The organism is Pseudomonas sp. E141, assembly GCF_052659885.1.
In genome coordinates, this window is sequence record NZ_CP084024.1 from 2,817,574 (window position 1) to 2,838,222 (window position 20,649).

The 20,649-nt window shown below is 60.8% G+C and carries 13 protein-coding genes; 3 read left to right on the forward strand and 10 right to left on the reverse strand.

The features are described from left to right. Nucleotide 1 precedes the first annotated feature (1 nt). Nucleotides 2–994 (reverse strand): AraD1 family protein, encoded by a 993-nt coding sequence (gene araD1 / locus GKKCFE_RS12570; RefSeq protein ID WP_274090116.1) that lies wholly within the window; start codon nt 992–994, stop codon nt 2–4. Nucleotides 995–1,141: 147 nt separating this feature from the next. Continuing rightward, nucleotides 1,142–2,464 carry an MFS transporter gene (locus tag GKKCFE_RS12575; RefSeq protein WP_107322362.1) on the reverse strand — a complete coding sequence of 441 codons (1,323 nt, stop codon included), beginning with the start codon at nt 2,462–2,464 and terminating at the stop codon, nt 1,142–1,144. 193 nt (nt 2,465–2,657) lie between these two features. Here GKKCFE_RS12575 and GKKCFE_RS12580 point away from each other — a divergent pair, with 193 nt between their 5' ends. The 3 genes from GKKCFE_RS12580 (at nt 2,658) to GKKCFE_RS12590 (ending at nt 10,150) form a co-directional block, all read left to right on the forward strand. Beyond that, nucleotides 2,658–4,394 carry an IlvD/Edd family dehydratase gene (locus GKKCFE_RS12580; protein ID WP_047225783.1) on the forward strand — a complete coding sequence of 579 codons (1,737 nt, stop codon included), beginning with the start codon at nt 2,658–2,660 and terminating at the stop codon, nt 4,392–4,394. A 202-nt stretch (nt 4,395–4,596) separates the two neighbouring features. After that, nucleotides 4,597–5,316 (forward strand): FadR/GntR family transcriptional regulator, encoded by a 720-nt coding sequence (locus GKKCFE_RS12585; RefSeq protein WP_047225782.1) that lies wholly within the window; start codon nt 4,597–4,599, stop codon nt 5,314–5,316. Nucleotides 5,317–5,452: 136 nt separating this feature from the next. Further along, nucleotides 5,453–10,150, forward strand: coding sequence for a dermonecrotic toxin domain-containing protein (locus GKKCFE_RS12590; protein WP_445577929.1), 4,698 nt, complete (start codon nt 5,453–5,455; stop codon nt 10,148–10,150). A gap of 62 nt (nt 10,151–10,212) precedes the next feature. On the opposite strand, the gene GKKCFE_RS12595 is transcribed toward GKKCFE_RS12590, so the two are convergent. From GKKCFE_RS12595 to GKKCFE_RS12630, 8 genes are all read right to left on the reverse strand, one after another. After that, nucleotides 10,213–12,588, reverse strand: coding sequence for an efflux RND transporter permease subunit (locus GKKCFE_RS12595; protein ID WP_445577930.1), 2,376 nt, complete (start codon nt 12,586–12,588; stop codon nt 10,213–10,215). Nucleotides 12,589–12,631: 43 nt separating this feature from the next. After that, entirely contained in the window at nt 12,632–13,684 is a 1,053-nt protein-coding gene (locus tag GKKCFE_RS12600; RefSeq protein WP_047225779.1) for a WD40/YVTN/BNR-like repeat-containing protein, read from the reverse strand. A gap of 412 nt (nt 13,685–14,096) precedes the next feature. Next, nucleotides 14,097–16,754 (reverse strand): aminopeptidase N, encoded by a 2,658-nt coding sequence (gene pepN, locus GKKCFE_RS12605; protein WP_445577931.1) that lies wholly within the window; start codon nt 16,752–16,754, stop codon nt 14,097–14,099. A 13-nt stretch (nt 16,755–16,767) separates the two neighbouring features. Next, nucleotides 16,768–17,598, reverse strand: coding sequence for a DUF2797 domain-containing protein (locus tag GKKCFE_RS12610; RefSeq protein ID WP_076384435.1), 831 nt, complete (start codon nt 17,596–17,598; stop codon nt 16,768–16,770). Continuing rightward, a complete protein-coding gene (locus GKKCFE_RS12615; RefSeq protein ID WP_047225776.1) occupies nt 17,595–17,855 on the reverse strand; it encodes a YeaC family protein in 261 nt (86 codons plus the stop codon). Before GKKCFE_RS12615 ends, GKKCFE_RS12610 begins: the two co-directional genes overlap by 4 nt. Nucleotides 17,856–17,899: 44 nt before the next feature. Then, entirely contained in the window at nt 17,900–18,772 is an 873-nt protein-coding gene (locus GKKCFE_RS12620) for a rhomboid family intramembrane serine protease (protein WP_047225775.1), read from the reverse strand. Further along, nucleotides 18,769–19,743 (reverse strand): metallophosphoesterase, encoded by a 975-nt coding sequence (locus tag GKKCFE_RS12625; protein ID WP_171061363.1) that lies wholly within the window; start codon nt 19,741–19,743, stop codon nt 18,769–18,771. The genes GKKCFE_RS12620 and GKKCFE_RS12625 overlap by 4 nt, the downstream gene beginning before the upstream one ends. Beyond that, nucleotides 19,740–20,630: an NAD(+) kinase gene (locus GKKCFE_RS12630; protein ID WP_003202709.1), complete on the reverse strand. Its 891-nt coding sequence runs from the start codon at nt 20,628–20,630 to the stop codon at nt 19,740–19,742. The genes GKKCFE_RS12625 and GKKCFE_RS12630 overlap by 4 nt, the downstream gene beginning before the upstream one ends. Nucleotides 20,631–20,649 lie beyond the last annotated feature (19 nt).

Here is a 20,649-nt window from a genome sequence, read left to right on the forward strand (position 1 = left end):
TTTAAAGTGTGCCGATAGTACCCGGGTTGAACACCGCGTCCACCGGGGCAATGCCGTTGACCAGCGGTGCGCCGAATTCGGTCTGGCTGATTTCGAACACATCCCCCGGTTGCGTGCGGATGCCGTCGGCGAACGACAGGGTCGCGGTGCCGAAAAAATGCACGTGCACGTCACCCGGACGCAGAAACTGACTGTACTTGAAATGGTGGAACTCAAGGTTTTCGAGGCTGTGACACATGTTCGCCTCGCCACTGAGAAACTCGTTCTGCCACAGCACCTGGCCATTGCGCAGGATACGACTGGTCCCGGAAAGATGTTGAGGCAGTTCACCCAGGCGAAGTTCCGGGCCAAAGCTGCAGCTGCGCAATTTCGAATGGGCCAGGTACAGGTAATTCTTGCGCTCCATCACATGATCGGAAAACTCGTTACCCACCGCAAAGCCCAGTCTGTATGGCTTAGCGTCGTGGCCGATGACATACAGTCCGCTGATTTCCGGCTCTTCGCCGGCATCTTCGGCAAACGGCGGCAGCGGGAACGGATGGCCCGGACGGACCACGATGCTGCCGTCGCCCTTGTAGAACCACTCCGGTTGCACACCGGCCTGTCCGCTCTCAGGCTTACCGCCCTCCACGCCCCACTTGAAGATGCGCATGGTGTCGGTCATGGCTGTTTCGTCGCCGGCCTGCTGATGCATCTTGTCCCGGGCCGAAGCACTGCCCAGATGGGTCAGGCCGGTGCCGCTGACCAGCAGGTGCGCCGGGTCCGGGTGGTCCAGCGGGGGCAGAATGCGCAGTTCGCTGAGTAACTGCGGGTAGTCATGGGCGGTTCCCAGGCCCAGGCTGTTGACCTGCTGCTCAAGCTTCACACCCGCCTCAATGGCCGCCAGAGCCAGGTCGCGCACGGTCCGGGCGCCCTGCACTTCGCGCACTTGCTCGCCATCGACCACGCCGACGCGGCGTTCGCCGTTATTCAATTCGAACTGAACTAAACGCATATTTTTCTCCCTGCAAACAAAGCTTGAATAACACGCTGATCCCTGTGGGAGCGAGCCTGCTCGCGATAGCGTTGGGTCAGCAACATTGATGCGACTGACAGATCGCAATCGCGAGCAAGCTCGCTCCCACAGGGGATTTCAATCACCTCAGGTCCGCGTCGCCCCCCGGGCGCTGGCCGCGAACTGCTCCGCCGGCAGCACATGCTTGCGCTCCAGCAGGCGATACACCACGCCGGTCAACACCAGGCCGAACACCATCACGCAGGACAGGAAGTACAGCCCCGACGCCAGGTTGCCGGTGTATTCCTTCAGCGCACCGATCACGAACGGCCCGATGTAGCCACCCAGGTTGCCCACCGAGTTGATCAGCGCGATACCCGCCGCCGCACTGGCGCCGGCAAAGAAACGCCCCGGCAAGGTCCAGAACACCGCGGTGCAGGAAAACAGCGCGAACGCCACCAGGCACAGCGCCGCCAGTTGCAACACCGGCACCGTCAGCCAGGCACTGAGGAACAGACCGATGGCGCCCAGCACATAGAGCACGGCCAGATGACCGTAGCGATCGTTCAAGCGGTCGGAACTGCGAGGAATGATCAGCAAACCGATGATGCCGAAGATGTAGGGCACCGAGGACACGAAACCGGTCACCAGGTCGGTGCCGCCAAATTGCTTGATCAACGTGGGCAGCCACAGGCCCAGCCCGTAGATGCTCAGGGTCACCGGCAGATAGAACAGCGCCAGCAGCAGGACACGCTTGTCCTTCAAGGCGTGCAGCGGATTGCCGTGCCGGGTCTGGCCGTATTCCTCAAGGTCTTTTTTCAGTTCACCGGTCAGCCAGTCCTTTTCGGCCTGGTCCATCCACTTCACCTGTTGCGGACCATCCGGCAGATAACGCAGCACCGGCCAGGTCAGCAAGACCGCCGGCAGGCCGATGACAATGAACAACCACTGCCAGCCGTGCAGGCCCAGGATGCCGTCCATGCCCAGCAAGCCGCCGGAGACGGGGCCGGTGATCATCATGGCGATGGGCTGAGACAGAATGAACAAGCCCAGGATCTTGCCGCGATGGCGGACCGGGAACCATTGGGTGATGTAGTACAGCACGCCGGGGAAGAATCCGGCTTCCGCCGCGCCGAGCAGAAAGCGCATCACATAGAAGCTGTAAGGCCCTTGCACAAACGCCATGCCGATGGTGATGGCGCCCCAGGTGATCATGATCCGCGCGAACCAGCGCCGGGCACCGAAGCGTTCCAGCATCAGGTTGCTGGGGATCTCAAGCAGGAAGTAGCCAATGAAAAACAACCCCGCGCCCAGGCCGTAGGCGGCGTCGCCGATGCCGATGTCGGCGCCCATGTGCAGCTTGGCGAAACCCACGGCGGAACGGTCCACGTAGGCGATCAGGTATAGCAGGATCAGGAAAGGAATCAGTTTCAGCGTGATGCGGCGAATAAGCCGCAATTCCTGGCTCATGGGACCGGTCTCCGATTGTTGTTGTTATAGAACCTTGGGGGATTTCTCTGACCAATGAGCGCCAGGACAATCCCTCCGTTGAATCGGACTATATAGTAATACTATTTACCCAACAACACTTCCAAACAGAGCAAATTGCGCTTATGTTAGGCGCAAGCTAAAACAATATAGTCATACAATAAGAGAATCGATCATGTCTGATAAGAAACCCTCCCTGCGCTCGGCCCAATGGTTTGGCACCGCCGACAAAAACGGCTTCATGTACCGCAGTTGGATGAAAAATCAGGGCATCGCCGACCATCAGTTTCATGGCAAGCCAATCATCGGCATCTGCAACACCTGGTCGGAGCTGACGCCATGCAACGCGCACTTCCGGCAGATCGCCGAACACGTCAAGCGCGGCGTGATCGAGGCCGGGGGCTTCCCGGTGGAGTTTCCGGTGTTCTCCAACGGCGAATCGAACCTGCGCCCCACCGCCATGCTGACGCGCAACCTGGCGAGCATGGACGTGGAGGAAGCCATTCGCGGCAATCCGATTGACGGCGTGGTGCTGCTCACCGGTTGCGACAAGACCACCCCAGCCTTGCTGATGGGGGCAGCCAGTTGCGACGTGCCGGCCATTGTCGTTACCGGCGGACCGATGCTCAACGGCAAGCACAAGGGCCAGGACATCGGGTCGGGCACAGTGGTCTGGCAGTTGAGCGAACAGGTCAAGGCCGGCACCATCACGATCGATGATTTCCTTGCGGCCGAGGGCGGCATGTCCCGCTCGGCCGGGACCTGCAACACCATGGGCACCGCCTCGACCATGGCCTGCATGGCCGAAGCCCTCGGCACGTCCCTGCCGCACAACGCCGCGATTCCGGCGGTGGACGCGCGCCGTTATGTGCTGGCCCACATGTCCGGCATGCGTGCGGTGGAAATGGTCCGTGAAGACTTGAAGCTGTCGAAGATCCTGACCAAGGAGGCTTTCGAGAACGCCATCCGGGTCAACGCAGCCATCGGCGGCTCGACCAACGCGGTGATCCACCTCAAGGCCATTGCCGGACGCATCGGCGTGCAACTGGACCTGGACGACTGGACCCGCATCGGTCGAGGCATGCCGACCATCGTCGACCTGCAGCCGTCCGGGCGCTTCCTGATGGAGGAGTTCTATTACGCCGGTGGTTTGCCCGCCGTGCTGCGCCGTCTCGGCGAAGCCAACCTGATCCCTAACCCCGACGCGTTGACCGTCAACGGCAAGAGCCTTGGCGAGAACACCAAGGACGCACCGATCTATGGCCAGGACGAAGTCATTCGTACCCTGGACAACCCGATCCGGGCCGACGGCGGTATCTGCGTGCTGCGCGGTAACCTCGCGCCCCTGGGCGCGGTACTCAAACCCTCCGCCGCCACGCCCGAGCTGATGCAACATCGTGGTCGCGCGGTGGTGTTCGAGAACTTCGACGAGTACAAGGCGCGGATCAATGATCCGGAGCTGGATGTCGATGCCAGCTCGATTCTGGTGATGAAGAACTGCGGGCCCAAGGGTTATCCAGGCATGGCCGAAGTGGGCAACATGGGCTTGCCGGCCAAGTTGCTGGCCCAGGGAGTGACCGACATGGTGCGTATCTCCGATGCGCGCATGAGCGGCACCGCCTACGGCACCGTGGTGCTGCATGTGGCCCCGGAAGCCGCAGCCGGCGGACCACTGGCGGCCGTGAAGGAAGGTGACTGGATCGAACTGGACTGCGCCAGCGGGCGTCTGCACCTGGACATTTGCGACGCCGAACTGGCCGCCCGCCTGGCCGACCTGCCGCCAGCGCAGAACCTGTTGGTGGGCGGCTACCGCCAGCTGTACATCGACCATGTGCTGCAAGCGGACCAGGGTTGTGACTTCGACTTCCTGGTCGGTTGCCGCGGCGCCGAGGTGCCGCGTCACTCCCACTGACCCCTTCAACCTTTGTGGGAGCGAGCCTGCTCGCGATAGCGTCGGATCAGCCAGCATCTATGTTGACTGACCCACCTCTATCGCGAGCAGGCTCGCTCCCACAATGGGTTCGGGTGTACATCAAAATCGCACTAGCGACCCGCCCTCGCCGCGCCTGCTATCATGCGCTGCATCCCCTTCGCACAGGATCGCGCCACCCCCCATGGACTACCGTAAACCCTCCGACCGCAAAAGCATGCACGCGCGCATCGTCCAGGAACTGGGCATGCAGATCGTTTCCGGGCGGTTCAAACCCGACGATAAACTGCCCGCCGAAGCTTTGTTGTGCGAGGAGTATGCCGTCAGCCGTCCGGTGTTGCGCGAGGCCACGCGCGTGCTGGTAGCCAAGGGTCTGGTGTATTCGCGGCCACGGGTTGGCACGGTGGTCAAGGCGCGTCGGGAATGGCACATGCTCGACCCCGATGTGCTGCACTGGTTGATGCAAAGCAGCCCGCAGAATGAGTTCTTCAATCTGCTGACCAGCGTGCGCAGCATCATCGAGCCGGCCGCCGCGGCCCTCGCCGCACAGTTCGCCAACGATACCGACATCGCTGCCATCCGTGAGGCCTACCAGCGCATGGAGGCGGCACCGACCCCCGAGGCGGTGCTGCAACCGGACCTGGACTTCCACAGCCGCATCGCCGATGCCACCCACAACGACCTGCTCGCCAACCTGTGCAACATGTTGTCGGTGGCCATCGCCGAAGCCCTCAAGCACTCCAACCAGCGGCCCAACCTGCATGAACTGGCGATGCCGCGCCACAAGGCGATCCTCACCGCCATCGAGAACCGCGACGCCCTCGGCGCCCGCCATGCCACGCTGGTGCAGCTTGACGATGCCCGCAGCGCACTGAATGTGGTGCTGGGCGCCGATCCTTCCTGATCTTCCCTCCCGACGAGGCCAGGCATAACCCGCATTCGCCAGGGTGGTATTTATTTACCGCCCTCGCAGGAGCGGGATGTCGATACTTCCCTCGTCGTCACTCCCGGCGGCCATGAATTTATGAAAAGGATTTCATATGACCGCACCCGCTCCGGCCAATACGCTCCCCGCGTTGGCGCAAAGGGTCAGCCTGCTATTTGCCAGCCGCCCGACCTTCGAAGAAATCGCGCAACGCATGCTCGAGCAAGCCATCAAGGAAAAATACCCCTCGCTGACCTTCGACCTGTCCAAGACCCGATTGGCCACACCGGACCCAGCCTCTCGCGGCTTTACGCTCCAACCGTTCATGCCCCGCGTCCTCGAATACCTGGCCCTCGGCACGCCCGTGGATTTCACGGAGCGCGGTGGGCGTCGCTGTTTTCTTTCCGACGCACCGCCCCGCGAGCTCTCACCAGACGACGGGAAGCTGGACATCAAGGTCATCGAAAAACTGCTGCTTGAACTGCCTTGGACCGTACCGATCGGGCTGGAGGATGCGCTGACCCGCTATTGGAACGCCGGAATCGACACAAGCAATAACCTCAGCCGCTGGCGCTGGCTCAGCGATGCACTGAAGAACACGCTGTCTATCCGCAGGCTGCGACAACCCGGCCTCACTGACCAGGCGCGCGAAGCCCTGGACCAGATCGTCCGCTGGCCGGAGCGCGAGCAGCGCTTTCGCCGCAACAACCCATCCCCCGTCTACGCTTACAGCCTGGAAACCAAGCTCATCCGAGACGGCTCCAGCAGCGTGCTGATCGGCAACGAAATCCTCCTGACTCACGCCACAAAAGGCGCGACCACCTTCCTGCTATGCCGCCCTGGCGGCGCCGTGCAGTCGTTTGCATCCCTGGAAGCCTTCAATCACCATTGGGGCGCACTGATCGCCAGCCGGTACGTGGTCGACACGCTCACCTGTCAACGCAACGAGATCAGTGGCAATGTCTTCGACACCCAGGCGGCTATGGTGCTGGAGCAGCAACTGGCCGACCTGAACGCAGTGCAGTTGCCCTCGCGGATTGGCCTGCAAGACCTGTCGACGCTCTACCAGGAGCTGAGCGACCCTGCCCGTTATCTGCTTGACGCGCCGCGTCTGACGCCGGAAACGTCGGCACGGATCGAGCCGCTGTTGCCCGACTGGTTGAAAAAAGCTTCCATCGTCGATCAAACGAAATTCCAGCACTACAGCCTGACATTGGCCAGCGCGAAAAAACGCCACCAGGGCCGCACCTTTCTCAGCGACATTGAAGACATCAAGGCCTTTACCGCCGACGCCCTGCTCAAGCAGATGCGGCTAACCAACGACAGCCACCCGGACAAGGCTCAACCCATCCAATACCAGCCTGATGATATAGAACTGACCTTCACCGTCGCCGCAGGTTATCCCGGAACTAGCGGGATCATCGAAAAAAGAACGATGAGCCTGACCGAGCTGGCCATCAACAACCTCATCGCCCGACCGAGTGCAAACCTGATCCTCAGCCATCGCTTGGGCCTGACGCTGCCCCGGTGGCTGACGCCGGACTTCATTACCCGCAAGAACGGGCTGATCGAACAGGTCGACATTGGTTCGGCCTATCCCCGCTACCTGCAACAACGGCTGTTGGACGATGTACCTCAAGCCCAGGAACGCCAGCGGATGTTTGCCGAACAGATCGCGGCACAGTTGCCGCTTGAAGCCTTCCAGCAAATGCTCAACAACGAAAACGGTGTGACCCGCCAAGGACTGGGCCTGGTTGAAGCGCTCCTCAATCCCGACGCAGATAGCCAACAGGTCAGCGGCCAGTCGGTGGTCATCCGCCACCTGGCCTTCCTGCGCAAACCCGAGGCCCACCCCGACATCGTGAACAATATGTTCATTATCGAGCCGGAGGATGTCCAAACCGGACCGCACCTGCTGTATCGCCCACTTTACGCGCCCTCGTTGCAAGAGTTCCCGACGCGCGAGGCACTGCTGAAGGCCGTCGTCACCCCAGGGGACCTGCAAAAAAGCATCCTGACCTGGATGACTGATGCCGCACGGCCGATCTATGCCAATGGCGGCTTCCAGGAGCCGCACATCGTGCGGTTTTTCCAGGGCGATGAATTCAACCTCCCCGCCAAGCCCGCCCCTGCGACGCTGGCCATCGACGGTGCAAACGATGAACTGCGGCAGTTCCTGCGCAACGGCGAGCTGATGCAGTATCTGTACGGCAGCAATGCCCGCGCCCTGATCTCCCAGGCCGACCGTGATTCAGTCTCCAACAGCGAGAGCCGCTGGGCCTTGCTCCTCAAGGGCGGCAGCCTGCTGTTCAATACGCTGCTGATGCCCTTGCTGCGTGGCCCGGTCATGGCCACCTTCTGGCTGTGGAGCCTGATGGCCAGTGCCAGCCAGGATATCCCGGCCCTGAGCAGCGAAGACCCGGTAACCCGGGAACTGGCCGCTGTCGATCTGCTGCTCAACCTCGGCATGCTGGTGCACCAGTTTCCCGCCATCAGCGCCTTGTCCCATGCACCGTTGCCCGATGCACTGAAGGAACAGGCGATGCGTCCTCCTGCGCCACGCACCATCCCTGAGCAATGGCCCGCGCCTGCGCCGCCCCGCATTCTCGAAGGGCCGGTGGGCTTGCCCGGCGAACACTTGCAGGGCGCCAGCAGGCACCTGGACCTCAGTTTCGCCAGCGCCCGCCAGCGCCTGACGCCGGAACAACGCACCCGCCTGCAGCGGCTACAGGTGCCACGCCCCACGTCATTGCCTGAACCGATCAAATATGGCCCCTATACAGGCTTGTACGTCATCCAGAACAAATGGCACGCACTGGTGGAAGACCAACTGTATCGGATCAGTCCGGAGCCGGACGGCAATACGGTGATCGTCGACCCGCAGGCTCCACGAGACTCGGCAAAAAATGGTCCGGTGTTGAAATCGGATACCCAAGGCAATTGGTCCATGGATCTACGCCTGCGTCTGCGCGGGGGCATGCCTCCAAAGCGGGTGGCCGAACTGCGCAAGCTCAGGGCCCAGCGGGGGATGGAACTGAGCCGGGAGCTGGCGAATTATCATGCACAGGAAGCCGATAAGCTAAAGGCCGTGCAAGTTGCCCAGGAAGTCATGAGCAGAACTCAGGAAGGCGCCTTTACCGAGGAGCAACGTGCGGCAAAACGTACGCAGTTTTATGAATTGCTCCAGGACCAGACTGACGACTATCTGCGGCTGCTGAACAAAGCAACCGAATATGCCGGCCTTGACATGACATTGCCCCCGGAGATGCTTCGCGCCCTGATGGAAAACGTGGTCAACAATGCCCGTAAAGCCTTTCTTGTCGTCGAGTTGGATTTATTGGCCCTGGATGCCGCCAATATCCAATTCATAAAAAACGGACCGGCGTTGAAGGAGGCTGTCGCCGACAACCCCGCAGGCTACTTTGCGTACCTCGACGCAATGAGCGTCATCAACGATCGTTCCATCTATTGGTTGGAACTCAAAGATCGACACCTGGACGCGCTATTGAACCTGGATGCCGAAGGCGCGCAGATATTTGAGCGGCTGACCAAGGACCGTCCCGAGGAAGAAAGAACGGCGCTGGCCACCAAGGCCGTGCAGTTACCCATACTCGGGGCCCTGCTGGTCAAAAACCCCGACTCCGACCTTCCCGCCAGTCTGCATAACCTCATCAAGTTCTTGCTGGAACAGGTGCGCTCCCACTCTGACCTGGGAACATATGACCTGCCCCCTTCGGAGCGGCTTGAAGTGCTGGAAAGTCTGACCGAAAACTATGGTGCTTCCCTTGATGCCATGCAGGGCATCAAGGCACTCAATGCCAGCGACATTGACCCATCCTATTTCGACAGGCTGTTCAAGCTGATCGAACAGCTCTATGACGACGCCTCCAAGACATTGTCCGCCGAGCTAAAACCCGCGCCGCAACCGCGCAAGCGTCCGCAAAAACGCACCAAAACGGCGAGCGGGCGTCCGCAAAAAAAGGTGATCAAAACCCGTAAGGGCGGCGTGTTGATTGGTGATCTGAAACCCGCCGGCACCTCCCTGCCGATTGAAGTCGTCGAGTTACGCTCCGAAGTCGATGACGAGTTGCTCGCCACGTATTCACAGCACGATGACGTCTGGGACATCGTCGAAGTACAACGACCGGTTCCGCCACCACCGCGCACCAGAGCGATCAAAACGATCAAGAGCGAAGCGCGCAAGCTGCTGGATCAACTGGAAAACAGTTTACTGAGCGCAGAGCGGTATAAAACCCAGTGCCGCTTTCCTCAGGAAATCGAGGAGATCATGAACAATGAGGCGAGTCGCTACCGCAAACGCTGCGAAGAACTTGAAAGGGCCATCACCGCGTCGACAAAACCGCGCACACCAGCGGATCAGGCATTGATCGATGAACTGTCAAACGCAGCTTCCCGCCTGGCCACCCGGGGCAGCGCCCTGCGTACCGAACTGAGTTTCAAATTGCCGCCCACCGACAGCAACCTGCGCTACCTGTTCGAAAAGAATCTGATACAAGTTGCCCGGCTCGGCGAACGCAAAGCCTTGAAAAGCGAGCGCAAGGATTTCCTTCAGGAATACGCCATCAATGACCGCGACGGTTGGCCGCTGTGGTATGCGCATTTTCACTACGAAGCGGCCGATACGCCGAAAGCGGATTTCAGCGTCGCGCATCTGAAAACCAAGGAGCAACGCCGGGAGCACTATCACTCGATGCTGGCCAAGGCGAAAAGCCCTTATGCGGTGGTGAATGTGCATCGAGGGCAGATCGGCAGGCCGTTGGCGCAGAGCAAGTTCTTGCCGTTGGCACCTTGACCCCTGTTCAAAGGCTGGCGTAATTCATTGTGGCGAGGGAGCAAGCTCCCTCGCCACATGTATTAATGGGCAAACAACGACTTACTCTTCTGCCCTGCCATTTTCTCAGGTTTGATCAGGAACCGCGCCAGCGCCGGCAGCAGCCACAGTGCCCCGAACATGTTCCACAACAACATGAACGTCAGCATCAGCCCCATGTCGGCCTGGAACTTGATGGCCGAGAAGATCCAGGTGCACACACCGATAGCCAGGCACAGGCCTGTGAACAACACGGCCTTACCGGTGGACTTCAGCGTCTGGTAGTACGCCTCTTGCAACGGCAAGCCGGCCCGCAGGAAGCTTTCCAGGCGACTGTAGATATAGATGCCGTAGTCCACGCCTATCCCCACGCCAAGCGCCACCACTGGCAGCGTCGCGACCTTCACACCGATACCCATGAAGGCCATCAGGGCGTTCCCCAGCACCGAGGTCAGCACCAGCGGCAGCACGATGCACAGCGTCGCCGCCCAGGAACGGAAGGTGATCATGCACATGGTTGCCACACAGATGTACACCAGGATCAGGATGGTCAGTTCCGATTCCTTGATCACTTCGTTGGTTGCAGCCTCAATGCCGGCGTTACCGGCGGCGAGGATGAACTCCAGTCCGTCGCGATTGTTTTCCTTGGCAAACTCCTGCACCACCTTCACGGCGCGGTCCAGGGTCTCGGCCTTGTGGTCGTTGAGGAAAACCAACACCGGGGCCACGGAACAGTTGTTGTTGTACAGGCCATCGGCCCGGGCAATGGAGTTGTTCAACACGTCAGGGTTGCGCGACAGGGTTTCCCATTTCAGGTTGCCCTCGTTCATGCCCTTGATCATTTGCTTGGACACGGTGACCAGGGAGATCGCCGACTGCACCCCCTCGGTGTTCTGCATTTTCCACATCAGTTCGTCGATGGGAGCCATGGCTTCATAGCGTGAGCAGCCTTCAGCCTTGGTCTTGACCATCACCACCAGGACATCGGAGCTGGTGGAATAGTTGCTGATGATGAAGTTGTTGTCCTGGTTGTAGCGCGAGTCCGGACGCAACTCCGGCGCGCCCTGGTCCAGATCACCGATCTTCAGGTTCTGGCTGTACCAGAGGCCGCCACCAAAGGCGATCAAGGCCAGGATGATCGACACCGGCGCGACTTTGGCGCTGGCAAACTTCGACAGCAGGCGCCAGAACGGATGCTCCCGCGTCGCATCCTTTTTGCTGCGCTCGATGGCACGCTTGCTGATGCCGACATAGGAAATCGCCACCGGCAACAGGATCAGGTTGGTGAACACAATCACCGCCACGCCGATGGACGCACCGAAGGCCAGTTCCCGGATCACGCCGATGTCGATGATCAGCAAGGTGATGAAGCCGACGGCATCCGCCAGGATTGCGATCATCCCCGGCAGGAACAACTGGCGGAATGTGCGCCGCGCCGCCGTCAGGGCGTTGTCCGCTTCACTGGATTGCAAAGCGATACCGTTGATTTTCTGCACACCGTGGGAGATACCAATGGCGAAGATCAGAAACGGCACCAGCATCGAATAAGGATCGAGCCCGAAACCGACGGCGTGCATCAGCCCCAACTGCCAGACCACGGCCACCAGGGTCGTGCTCAGCACTGCAATGGTGCTGCGCATGCAGTTCGTGAACCAGTACAGCAGCACCAGGGTAATGATGAAGGCCACGCCGAAGAACATCACCACCATGGTCAGGCCGTCGATCAAGTCACCGACCTTCTTGGCGAAGCCCACGATATGGATCTTTACGTTGGGGTTCTGGGCTTCAAACTTGTTGCGAATCTTGTCTTCGAGTTCGTGGGAGAACTTCTGATAATCCAGGGCCAGCAGCTTGCCCTGGTCCTGCGGGTCCGGATAGGACTCCAACAGCGGGATATCGATGATGCTCGATTTGAAATCGTTGGCTACCAGGCGTCCGACCTGGCCGGACTTGAGCACGTTGTTGCGTAACAGGTCGAGGCTGTCTGCCGAGCCGTCATAGCTCTGGGGAATCACCTCACCACCGGCAAAGCCCTCCTCCGTCACCTCGGTCCAGCGCACGCTCGGGCTCCACAACGACTTGAGGCCGGAGCGGTCGACGCCGGAAATGTAGAACACCTCGTCGTGAATCTGGCGCAAGGTCTCCATGTAATCCTTGGAGAAAATGTCACCGTTGGTGGCCTCCACGGAAATCCGCACCGTGTTGCCCAGGTTCGCCAGGTCATTGCGGTGTTCGAGCATCTTCTCGATGAAGGGGTGCTCGAGGGGGATCATCTTTTCGAAACTGGTGGACGGCCGGATCAGCGTGGCCTGCCAGAACAGGAAAATACTGACCAACAGGCAAATGACGATCACTGCCGGGCGGTTGTTGAAAATCAGGCGCTCGAGGAACGTCGCCTTGTCTTGGTGATGACTGCTCATGGGGTCCGCCTTCTTGTTATTGTGCCCGCCGGATGTTTGCGGCTCATTTGCTCAATTCAGCGCCGGTGGGGGTGGTGGCATGAACGCCACCCTGTCCTGCCAGGATCAGATTGCCGTTGCCCGCCGCCGTGACAGCCGCCACAGAAATCCGATCCGGGCGGTTGAACACGCTGAAGGTCACGCCGTCATCACTGCTGCGCACCACACTGCCGCCGTTGCCGACAATTACGATGGAGCCATCTGGCAAGAGCGTGGCCCCGGACAGGCCGAATTCCAGGGCACCGCGGGTGGCCTTGAGTTCGACCTGCTCCCAGGTGCTACCAAAATCGGTGGAGCGATAGAGGTTGCCGCGCAGGCCGTAGGCCAACAGCGTTGAAGGCTGAGCGGTGCCGATGACGCCGAACAGCGAACCTTCGTATGGGCCTTCGATCTTTTCCCAGGTCTGGCCCCAATCGCTGGAGCGGAACATGCTGCCGGCCTCACCGACGATGAACAGCCCGGCGTCTTTCACCGCAGCTATCGCGTTGAGGTGGAACTGGTCTTCGTTGTCGAGACGATCCCCGACCTCTTCCCAGTGCTTGCCGCCGTCGGTGGTTTCGAACAGCGCCCCGTAGGCGCCCACGGCAAAACCGTTGCTCGCGTCCTTGAACCAGACGTCCAGCAGCGGCGATTCACGGGTCAGGTCTTCGAATTGCTTGGTCCAGGTGCTGCCACCGTCTTCGCTGGCCAGTATCTGCGCGTCGTGCCCCACGGCCCAGCCGTGTTTGTCATCGACGAAAAATACTGCGGTGAGCAACTGGCGGGTCGGCACCTTGGCCTGAGTCCAGGAACCGCCCTGATCGTCCGAATAGACAATGTGCCCGCGATCACCGACCGCCACCAGGCGTTTGCCGGCATGGACCACATCGAGCATCAGGGTTTTGCTGGCCTTGGCCGACTCGACGGAATAGATGACATCGGATGTCGAAGCCGCTACGGCCATCACCGGTGCAGACAACACGGCAGAGCCCAGCAGCGAGAGCGCCGAGACCAGCAACGCGACTCTGCGCAGTACCGGCGGCCGGCAGCGGCCCACAGCCATGACAGGCTCATTCATAGACCTTTCCCCCATTATTATTGTTAGGTCATTCAACCCTTCAGGGCGCCGTAAGCGGGCTCATCGTGATTGACTGTTCTGGAGCATAGTCCTGAAACCTGCAATCTAGAGCCACTTCGGAAGCTGACCTATCCTATCGGGCTTTGGAAAGGTCTGACAATCGACGCCGCGTTATCTTTTGTTAACCGTGGCGCAGTGCGGTCGGGGGTGAATGAAGGGGTATTCGGGGAGGTTATGGCAGGCTATCGAGGCGGTTGTTGTGTAGACAGGTCTGACGCCATCGCGAGCAGGCTCGCTCCCACAAGGGATCAATGTTGAACACAAGATATATGCTCACTGAAGATCACCTGTGGGAGCGAGCCTGCTCGCGATGGGAACACCGCGGCCTGCCAGGCAGACCGCGGTGCCAAGGTCACGCCAGGCTCTTGCTCACCACTTCGAACACATCGGCCGACAGCCCGCCGGACGCCAGGATGCGCTCCAGCTCGGCTTTCATCAGCGCCTGGCGGGCACTGTCGTATTTGCGCCAGCGGGTCAGTGGCGCCAGTTGCCGTGCGGCGATCTGCGGGTTGAAGCCATTGAGCTGGATCACCAGATCCGCCAGGAAGCGATAACCTGAACCGTCAGCCGCGTGGAAGTTGATCAGGTTCTGCCCGGCAAACGCCCCCACCAAAGCGCGTACCTTGTTCGGGTTCTTGATATTGAACGCCGGATGTTCCATCAAGGCCTTGACCCGCGCCAGGCCGCCCGGCAACGGGCTGCCGGCCTGGACGCTGAACCATTGGTCCATGACCAGCGGGTTGCCTTTGAAGTTCTCCGCGAACACTTCCAGCGCCTTGGCCTTCTCGGCTTCGAACGGGGAATTGACCAGCACCGCCAGGGCCGTGAGACGCTCGGTCATATTGTCGGCGGTGTCGAACTGCTCCAGGGTGGCACTGAGCACTTCCGGCTTGTCGGTCAGCATCAGGTACGACAGCGCGATGTTCTGCAAGGCACGGCGGGCGAAATGCTCGGCCTCGGCCACGTACGGCGTGCGCTTGGACAGGTCACGGTTGGCCTCATAGCGCAGCCACAGGGCTTCGAACAGATTGTCCGCCAGTTGCTGACGGGCGAATTCCCGCGCGGCATGGATCGCCTCCACGTCGGCCACTTCGCTGATTTCCGTCAGATAAGCCTCGCTTGGCAGCGAGAGCATTTCCGCGACCATGGCCTGATCCAGGGATTCGTCCGACAGCACGCTACGCAAAGCGCTGACCAGACGCGGATCCAGCACCAGATTTTCGCCTTTCTGATGCTGGGCGATCAGTTCCTGCAGCACCTGCACCGACAACTGCTGGCCGGCATCCCAGCGGTTGAAGCCGTCGCTGTCGTGCTGCATCAGGAACATCAAGTGGTCCCGATCGTACGGGAAGCTCAGCTTCACCGGGGCCGAGAAGCCGCGCAACAACGAAGGCAACGGCTTTTCGGCGATGTCGACAAAGGTGACGGTCTGCTCGGCTTCGGTCACCGAGATCACCCGGGACGTGCCAGTTGCCGCCGCTTCGCAGGCCAGGCGCAGAGGGATTTCGTTGCCCTTGCTGTCCAGCAAACCCAGCTCCACGGGAATCACAAATGGCAGTTTTTCCATTTTGTCCGGGGTCGGTGGGCAGCTCTGGCTGAAGGTCAGGCTGTAGGTTCGGGCAGCAGCGTCGTAGGACTCGCTGACCGCCAGCCGTGGCGTACCCGCCTGGCTGTACCAGCGCGTGAACTGACTCAGGTCGACGCCGTTGGCATCCTCCATGGCCTTGATGAAGTCATCGCAGGTCACGGCCTGGCCGTCGTGGCGCTCGAAGTACAGGTCGCTGCCCTTGCGAAAGCCCTCGGCCCCCAGCAGGGTGTGGATCATGCCGACCACTTCCGACCCCTTTTCGTACACGGTCAGGGTGTAGAAGTTGGAAATTTCGATGAAGCTGTCCGGGCGCACCGGGTGGGCCATGGGACCTGCGTCTTCGGCAAACTGGTGAGTGCGCAGGTACGCCACGTCCTGGATACGCTTGACCGTGGCCGAGTTCATGTCGGCCGAAAAACCGGCGTCGCGGAACACAGTGAAGCCTTCCTTGAGGGACAACTGGAACCAGTCACGGCACGTCACGCGGTTGCCCGACCAGTTATGGAAATACTCGTGGGCAACGATCGCTTCGACCCGCTGGTGCGCGGCATCGGTGGCGGTTTCGGCGCGGGCCAGCACTGCGCTGGAGTTGAAGATGTTCAGGCCCTTGTTTTCCATGGCGCCCATGTTGAAGTCGTTGACCGCGACGATCATGAAGATGTCCAGGTCATACTCACGGCCATAGACCTCTTCATCCCAGCGCATCGACTTCTTGAGGCTGGTCATGGCGTGCTGGCACTTGTCGATGTTTTCCGGCTCGACATAGATGCGCAGCGCCACGGTGCGCTCGGTCATGGTGGTGAAGGTGTCTTCGACGCACCACAGGTCACCGGCCACCAGGGCAAACAGGTAGGCGGGTTTCTTGAACGGGTCTTCCCAGGTCGCCCAGTGCCGGCCATCTTCGCCGGGACCGCTGGCGATCGGGTTGCCGTTGGACAGCAACACCGGATAGCTGTGCTGCTCGGCCACCACCGTGGTGGTGAACGTACTCATCACATCCGGGCGGTCGAGGTAATAGGTGATCTTGCGGAAACCTTCGGCCTCGCACTGGGTGCAGAACATGCTGCCGGACTTGTACAAGCCTTCCAGGGCGGTGTTGGTTTCCGGGTGGATCCTGACAGTGGTGTCCACCGTGAAGGCCGGGGCCTTGGGTTGCAGGGTCAGGTGGCTGGCGTCCAACTGATAGTCCAGCGGATTGAGGTCGGTGTCATCGAGCTTGATCGAGAGCAGTTCCAGCTGCTGGCCATCGAGCACCAGGGGCGGCAGGCCGGCACCGCGCTCGGGGTTACGGCGCATCACCAGTTGCGCATGGACCAGGCTGTGGTCCTCGAACAACTCGAAGGTCAGGTGCGTCTCGTCGATCAGGTACTCGGGCGCCTGATAGTCCTTCAGGTAAATCATCTTCGGTTGTTCGGTGCGCATGGGGCAAATCCTTCTACTGATGCACGGCGAGCTGATAAGCCGTGTATTTACGAATATTGATCACGCCAGTGTCGAAAATCAGGTATTGGCCCTTGATCCCCAGCAGCGTGCCTTCGGCAATCGGGTTCTTGTCCAGGTTGAAGCTGACGATCTTGGCCGGGTATTGCTCCACCGGATAACGGATCTCGATCGGCTCGACGTCCGCTATGGTCTGGATCGCTTGCAAGCCGAATCGTTCCTGCAAGCCTTGCAGACCTTCGGCGCAGCTCTCGAACAGCGAATCGCGGATCTGCGGCAGGTCCACCGCCACGGCGTCGCCCTTGAGCAATGCACGCCAGTTGGTCTTGTCCGCCACCTGGCTGCGGAACAGGTCTTCGACAAAGCCCGATTGCTGGCGAGTGGCGACCCGCAGGATCGGCAGCGCCTGGCTGGCGCCCTGGTCCAGCCAGCGGGTCGGCAGCTGCGTGGCGCGGGTGATGCCGACTTTCACGCCCGAGGAATTGGCCAGGTACACCACATGATCGGTCATGCAGAACTGTTCGCCCCAGGCCGGCTCGCGGCAGGTGCCCGCATCGAAGTGGCAGCGCTCAGGGCTCATGATGCACAGGTCGCACTGGGCCAGTTTAGTCATGCAGGGGTAGCAATAACCCTGGCTGAAGCTGGTCTTGGTCCTGCGTCCGCAATGGCTGCAGTGGATCGCACCGAGAAACTCCAGGCGCACCGTGCTGCCAATCAACGGGTTGACTGGCACCTCGGTATCGCCCAGGCGAAAGGCGTATTGAACGGTCGGCCCGTCAAGGCGTGCCGACATCTTGCTGATTGCACCGCGGCCAATCTCGATCAATGGATGGCATCCGACTTGAACAGGATGTTCGGCACTTCTGTGGCCTTCGACTGGCACTCCTGCGGGCCCATGTAGCCGGTGCGTTCCTCTTCGGGCAGATTTTGCATCTCCCAGGCGATCATCGCCTGCAGCGACAATTCGCGCTGTTCGGCGGTGAGCTTGTTGCCATCGGCCCATTTACCGATTTCCACCGCCAGCTTCAGGCTCTGATAGATCTCGGGGGTGATGTTTTTGATCATTTCGTTGAACGAGGACATGGGTTCTCCGCGCAATCGCGCATATTCAAATATTACAGGCGCCGTCAGAGGGCCATTTTACGACGAGCGAACAGCCCGCCCAACAAACCCGTGAAGCAACCGATGAGCAGCCCGCCGACGTGGGCCGCGTTGGCGATTTCGCCGAAACCGATCAGCGAGATCAGCCCGGACAGGCACAGCACCAGCCACACCAGCATCATCACCAGCACCCCACGGGGCAAGTGATAGGCCGGGTTCGGCGCCAGCAGTTGAAAGATCCAGCAGTGCCCCAACAGACCATAGAGCACGCCGGACAAGCCGCCGAACAAGGTCGGGCCGCTGAAGAAATATTGGGCGAAGTTGGACACGAGGCTGAACAGCAGTGTCAGCCCCAGCAGGTTGATGCCGCCCTGGCGCGCTTCGATCCGCCGTCCCAGTTCCCAGTACCACATGCCATTCATGGCGATGTGCAGGAAACCGAAATGGATCAGCATCGGCGTCACCAGGCGCCACCACTGCCCTGCCGCCAGGCTGTCGGCCAGGGGCGTGAAATGGATATAGTCGCCGACGACGCGAAACTCCAGGAATGTCAGCCAGCGCAAGGTCTCGAGATTTTCCCCCAGCAACGTCACGGCGCCGACGATCAGGCTCAGCAGCAACACCAGTGCTGTAACCGGGCTGCGGGTCAGTTGCTGGACGAAACCAGGCCGGCGCGACGTGCTGCCGGTGCCCGGCAACTCCAACTGGTGCTCGGGATCGCCGCTCGGGAAGCGTGCATACAACGAGCGCACGTCTTCGCTGATTTCATCGGGCACCCAGAGCACCTGCTCGCCCGCCTCCTCGCTGACCCGATGGGGCACCTGCATGCGTTGCAGCAATTTGACGAAGCCGCTCAGATCCTCGGCCAAGGGCAAGCGCAAGACCGCCACGACGCTCATCGCAGTTCCTCCGGCCGTTCGACATCGACCCAGACAAATTTATGCGGGTCCAGTCGGGTTTCTGCGTCGAGACGATAGGCCACCAGTTTTCCGTAAAGCACCGCGCTGTAATCCAGGCAGGCCAGGTTCGAGCGGATCGGCGCGGGTTTGCCGCTGCGCCAGTAATGACCGACGAAGAGCATGGGCTCATGCACGCCATAGCGCAGCAGATTATTCTTTTCGTCGGGCGACAGCGGCGTGCGAGCCACCGGTTCGGGCAAGGCGTCGGGTTGGAACACGATGTCTCCATAGGTCTGAGGATCGTCTTCCCAGAACTTGGTGCGAAAGAACGAACGGGTCAGGCCGTCGCCGCCGGTGAGGGTCAGGCCATGGGGCAAGCGCATGTCGGTACCGCGCAGCAGGCGATCAAACACCGTGCAGGCGAAACTGCCCGGCTCCGCCGAGGCCTGGAGGAAATGCTCGTCGATACAGCCGTCCGGGAACAAGCCTCGCAGCGGCTCGATCAGACCGTTGTCCCAGCAGGCGTGGACCACCCGAAAGCGCTGGGCATCGACAAACAGCGGCAACTCGTAAAACCACTTGAGAAAGTCATGCCAGTCGCCCGGATGCTGCTCGAACTGGGTCAGGGTTTCGTTGAGCAGACGGGCATGGCGCGGGGTGTGTTCGCGCACGTAGCGCTGGCCGCTGCCCGGCAACGCCGGCGTGCTCCAGCCCAGGGCGTTGAACTCGTGGTTGCCCATGATGCACAGCGCCTGACCGGCCACCACCATGTCGTGGACGATGTGCAGGGCTTCGCGGATCCGCGGACCACGGTCGATGATGTCCCCCAGGAACACGGCCATGCGCGACGGGTGCCGCCAGACGCCGCCCTGCTTGTGGTAACCGAGGCGGTCCAGCAGGCGTTCCAGGGTCAGGGCGCATCCGTGCACGTCGCCGATCAGGTCGTAACTGCGCGCAGGATCGAGCATCAGTCGCCTCCACCCCCCAACCGACTGCCCCAGCCGAGCTTGGTCCGGCAGACTTCGTAGTAATTGTGATCCAGCGGGTGGATCAGGCGCAGCTTCTGCGCTTTTTTGCTGACGGTGATGGTGTCACCCGGCGCGCAGGTGAAATGGTTCTGGCCGTCACAGGACACTTGCGGGTAGATCTGCATATCCTTGGACACGACGATTTTCAGCTCACTATTGCCATCGACCACAATGGGTCGCCCAGACAAGGTATGGGGGTACATGGGCACAATCACAATAGCGTCGAGCTTGGGATGCATGATCGGGCCACCGGCGGAAAGCGCATAGGCCGTGGAGCCGGTGGGCGTGGCGACGATCAGGCCGTCGGCCTTCTGGCTGCAGACGAACTGACCGTCGATATACAGCTCGAATTCGATCATCCGCGTGGATTTGCCGGGGTGCAGCACCACATCGTTGAGGGCATCGCCCTGGCCGATGGCTTCGGCGTGACGGCGCACCTCGGCTTGCAGCAGGAAGCGATTCTCCACCAGATAGTGACCGTCCAACACCTCGGCCACTTTGGTTTCCAGCTCGTCGGGGCGGATATCGGTCAGAAACCCCAGGCTGCCCCGGTTGATGCCCAGTACCGGAATGTTGTGCCGCGCCAGGGCTCGGGCGGCCCCCAGCAGACTGCCATCGCCGCCGACCACGATCACCATGTCACAGACTTCGCCGAGCATCTTGCGCGACGAAGTCTGCAGGCCGTGACCGGGCAAGACTTCGGCGATGGTATCTTCGAGGATCACATGCAGGTGCCGCTCCAGGAGGAAACGTTTGAGTCGGCGAACAGTGTCCAGCACCTGCGAACTGCCCAGGCGACCGATGATGCCGATATTGCGAAATTGCTCCATGGGGCTCCTGCGAGGGTCT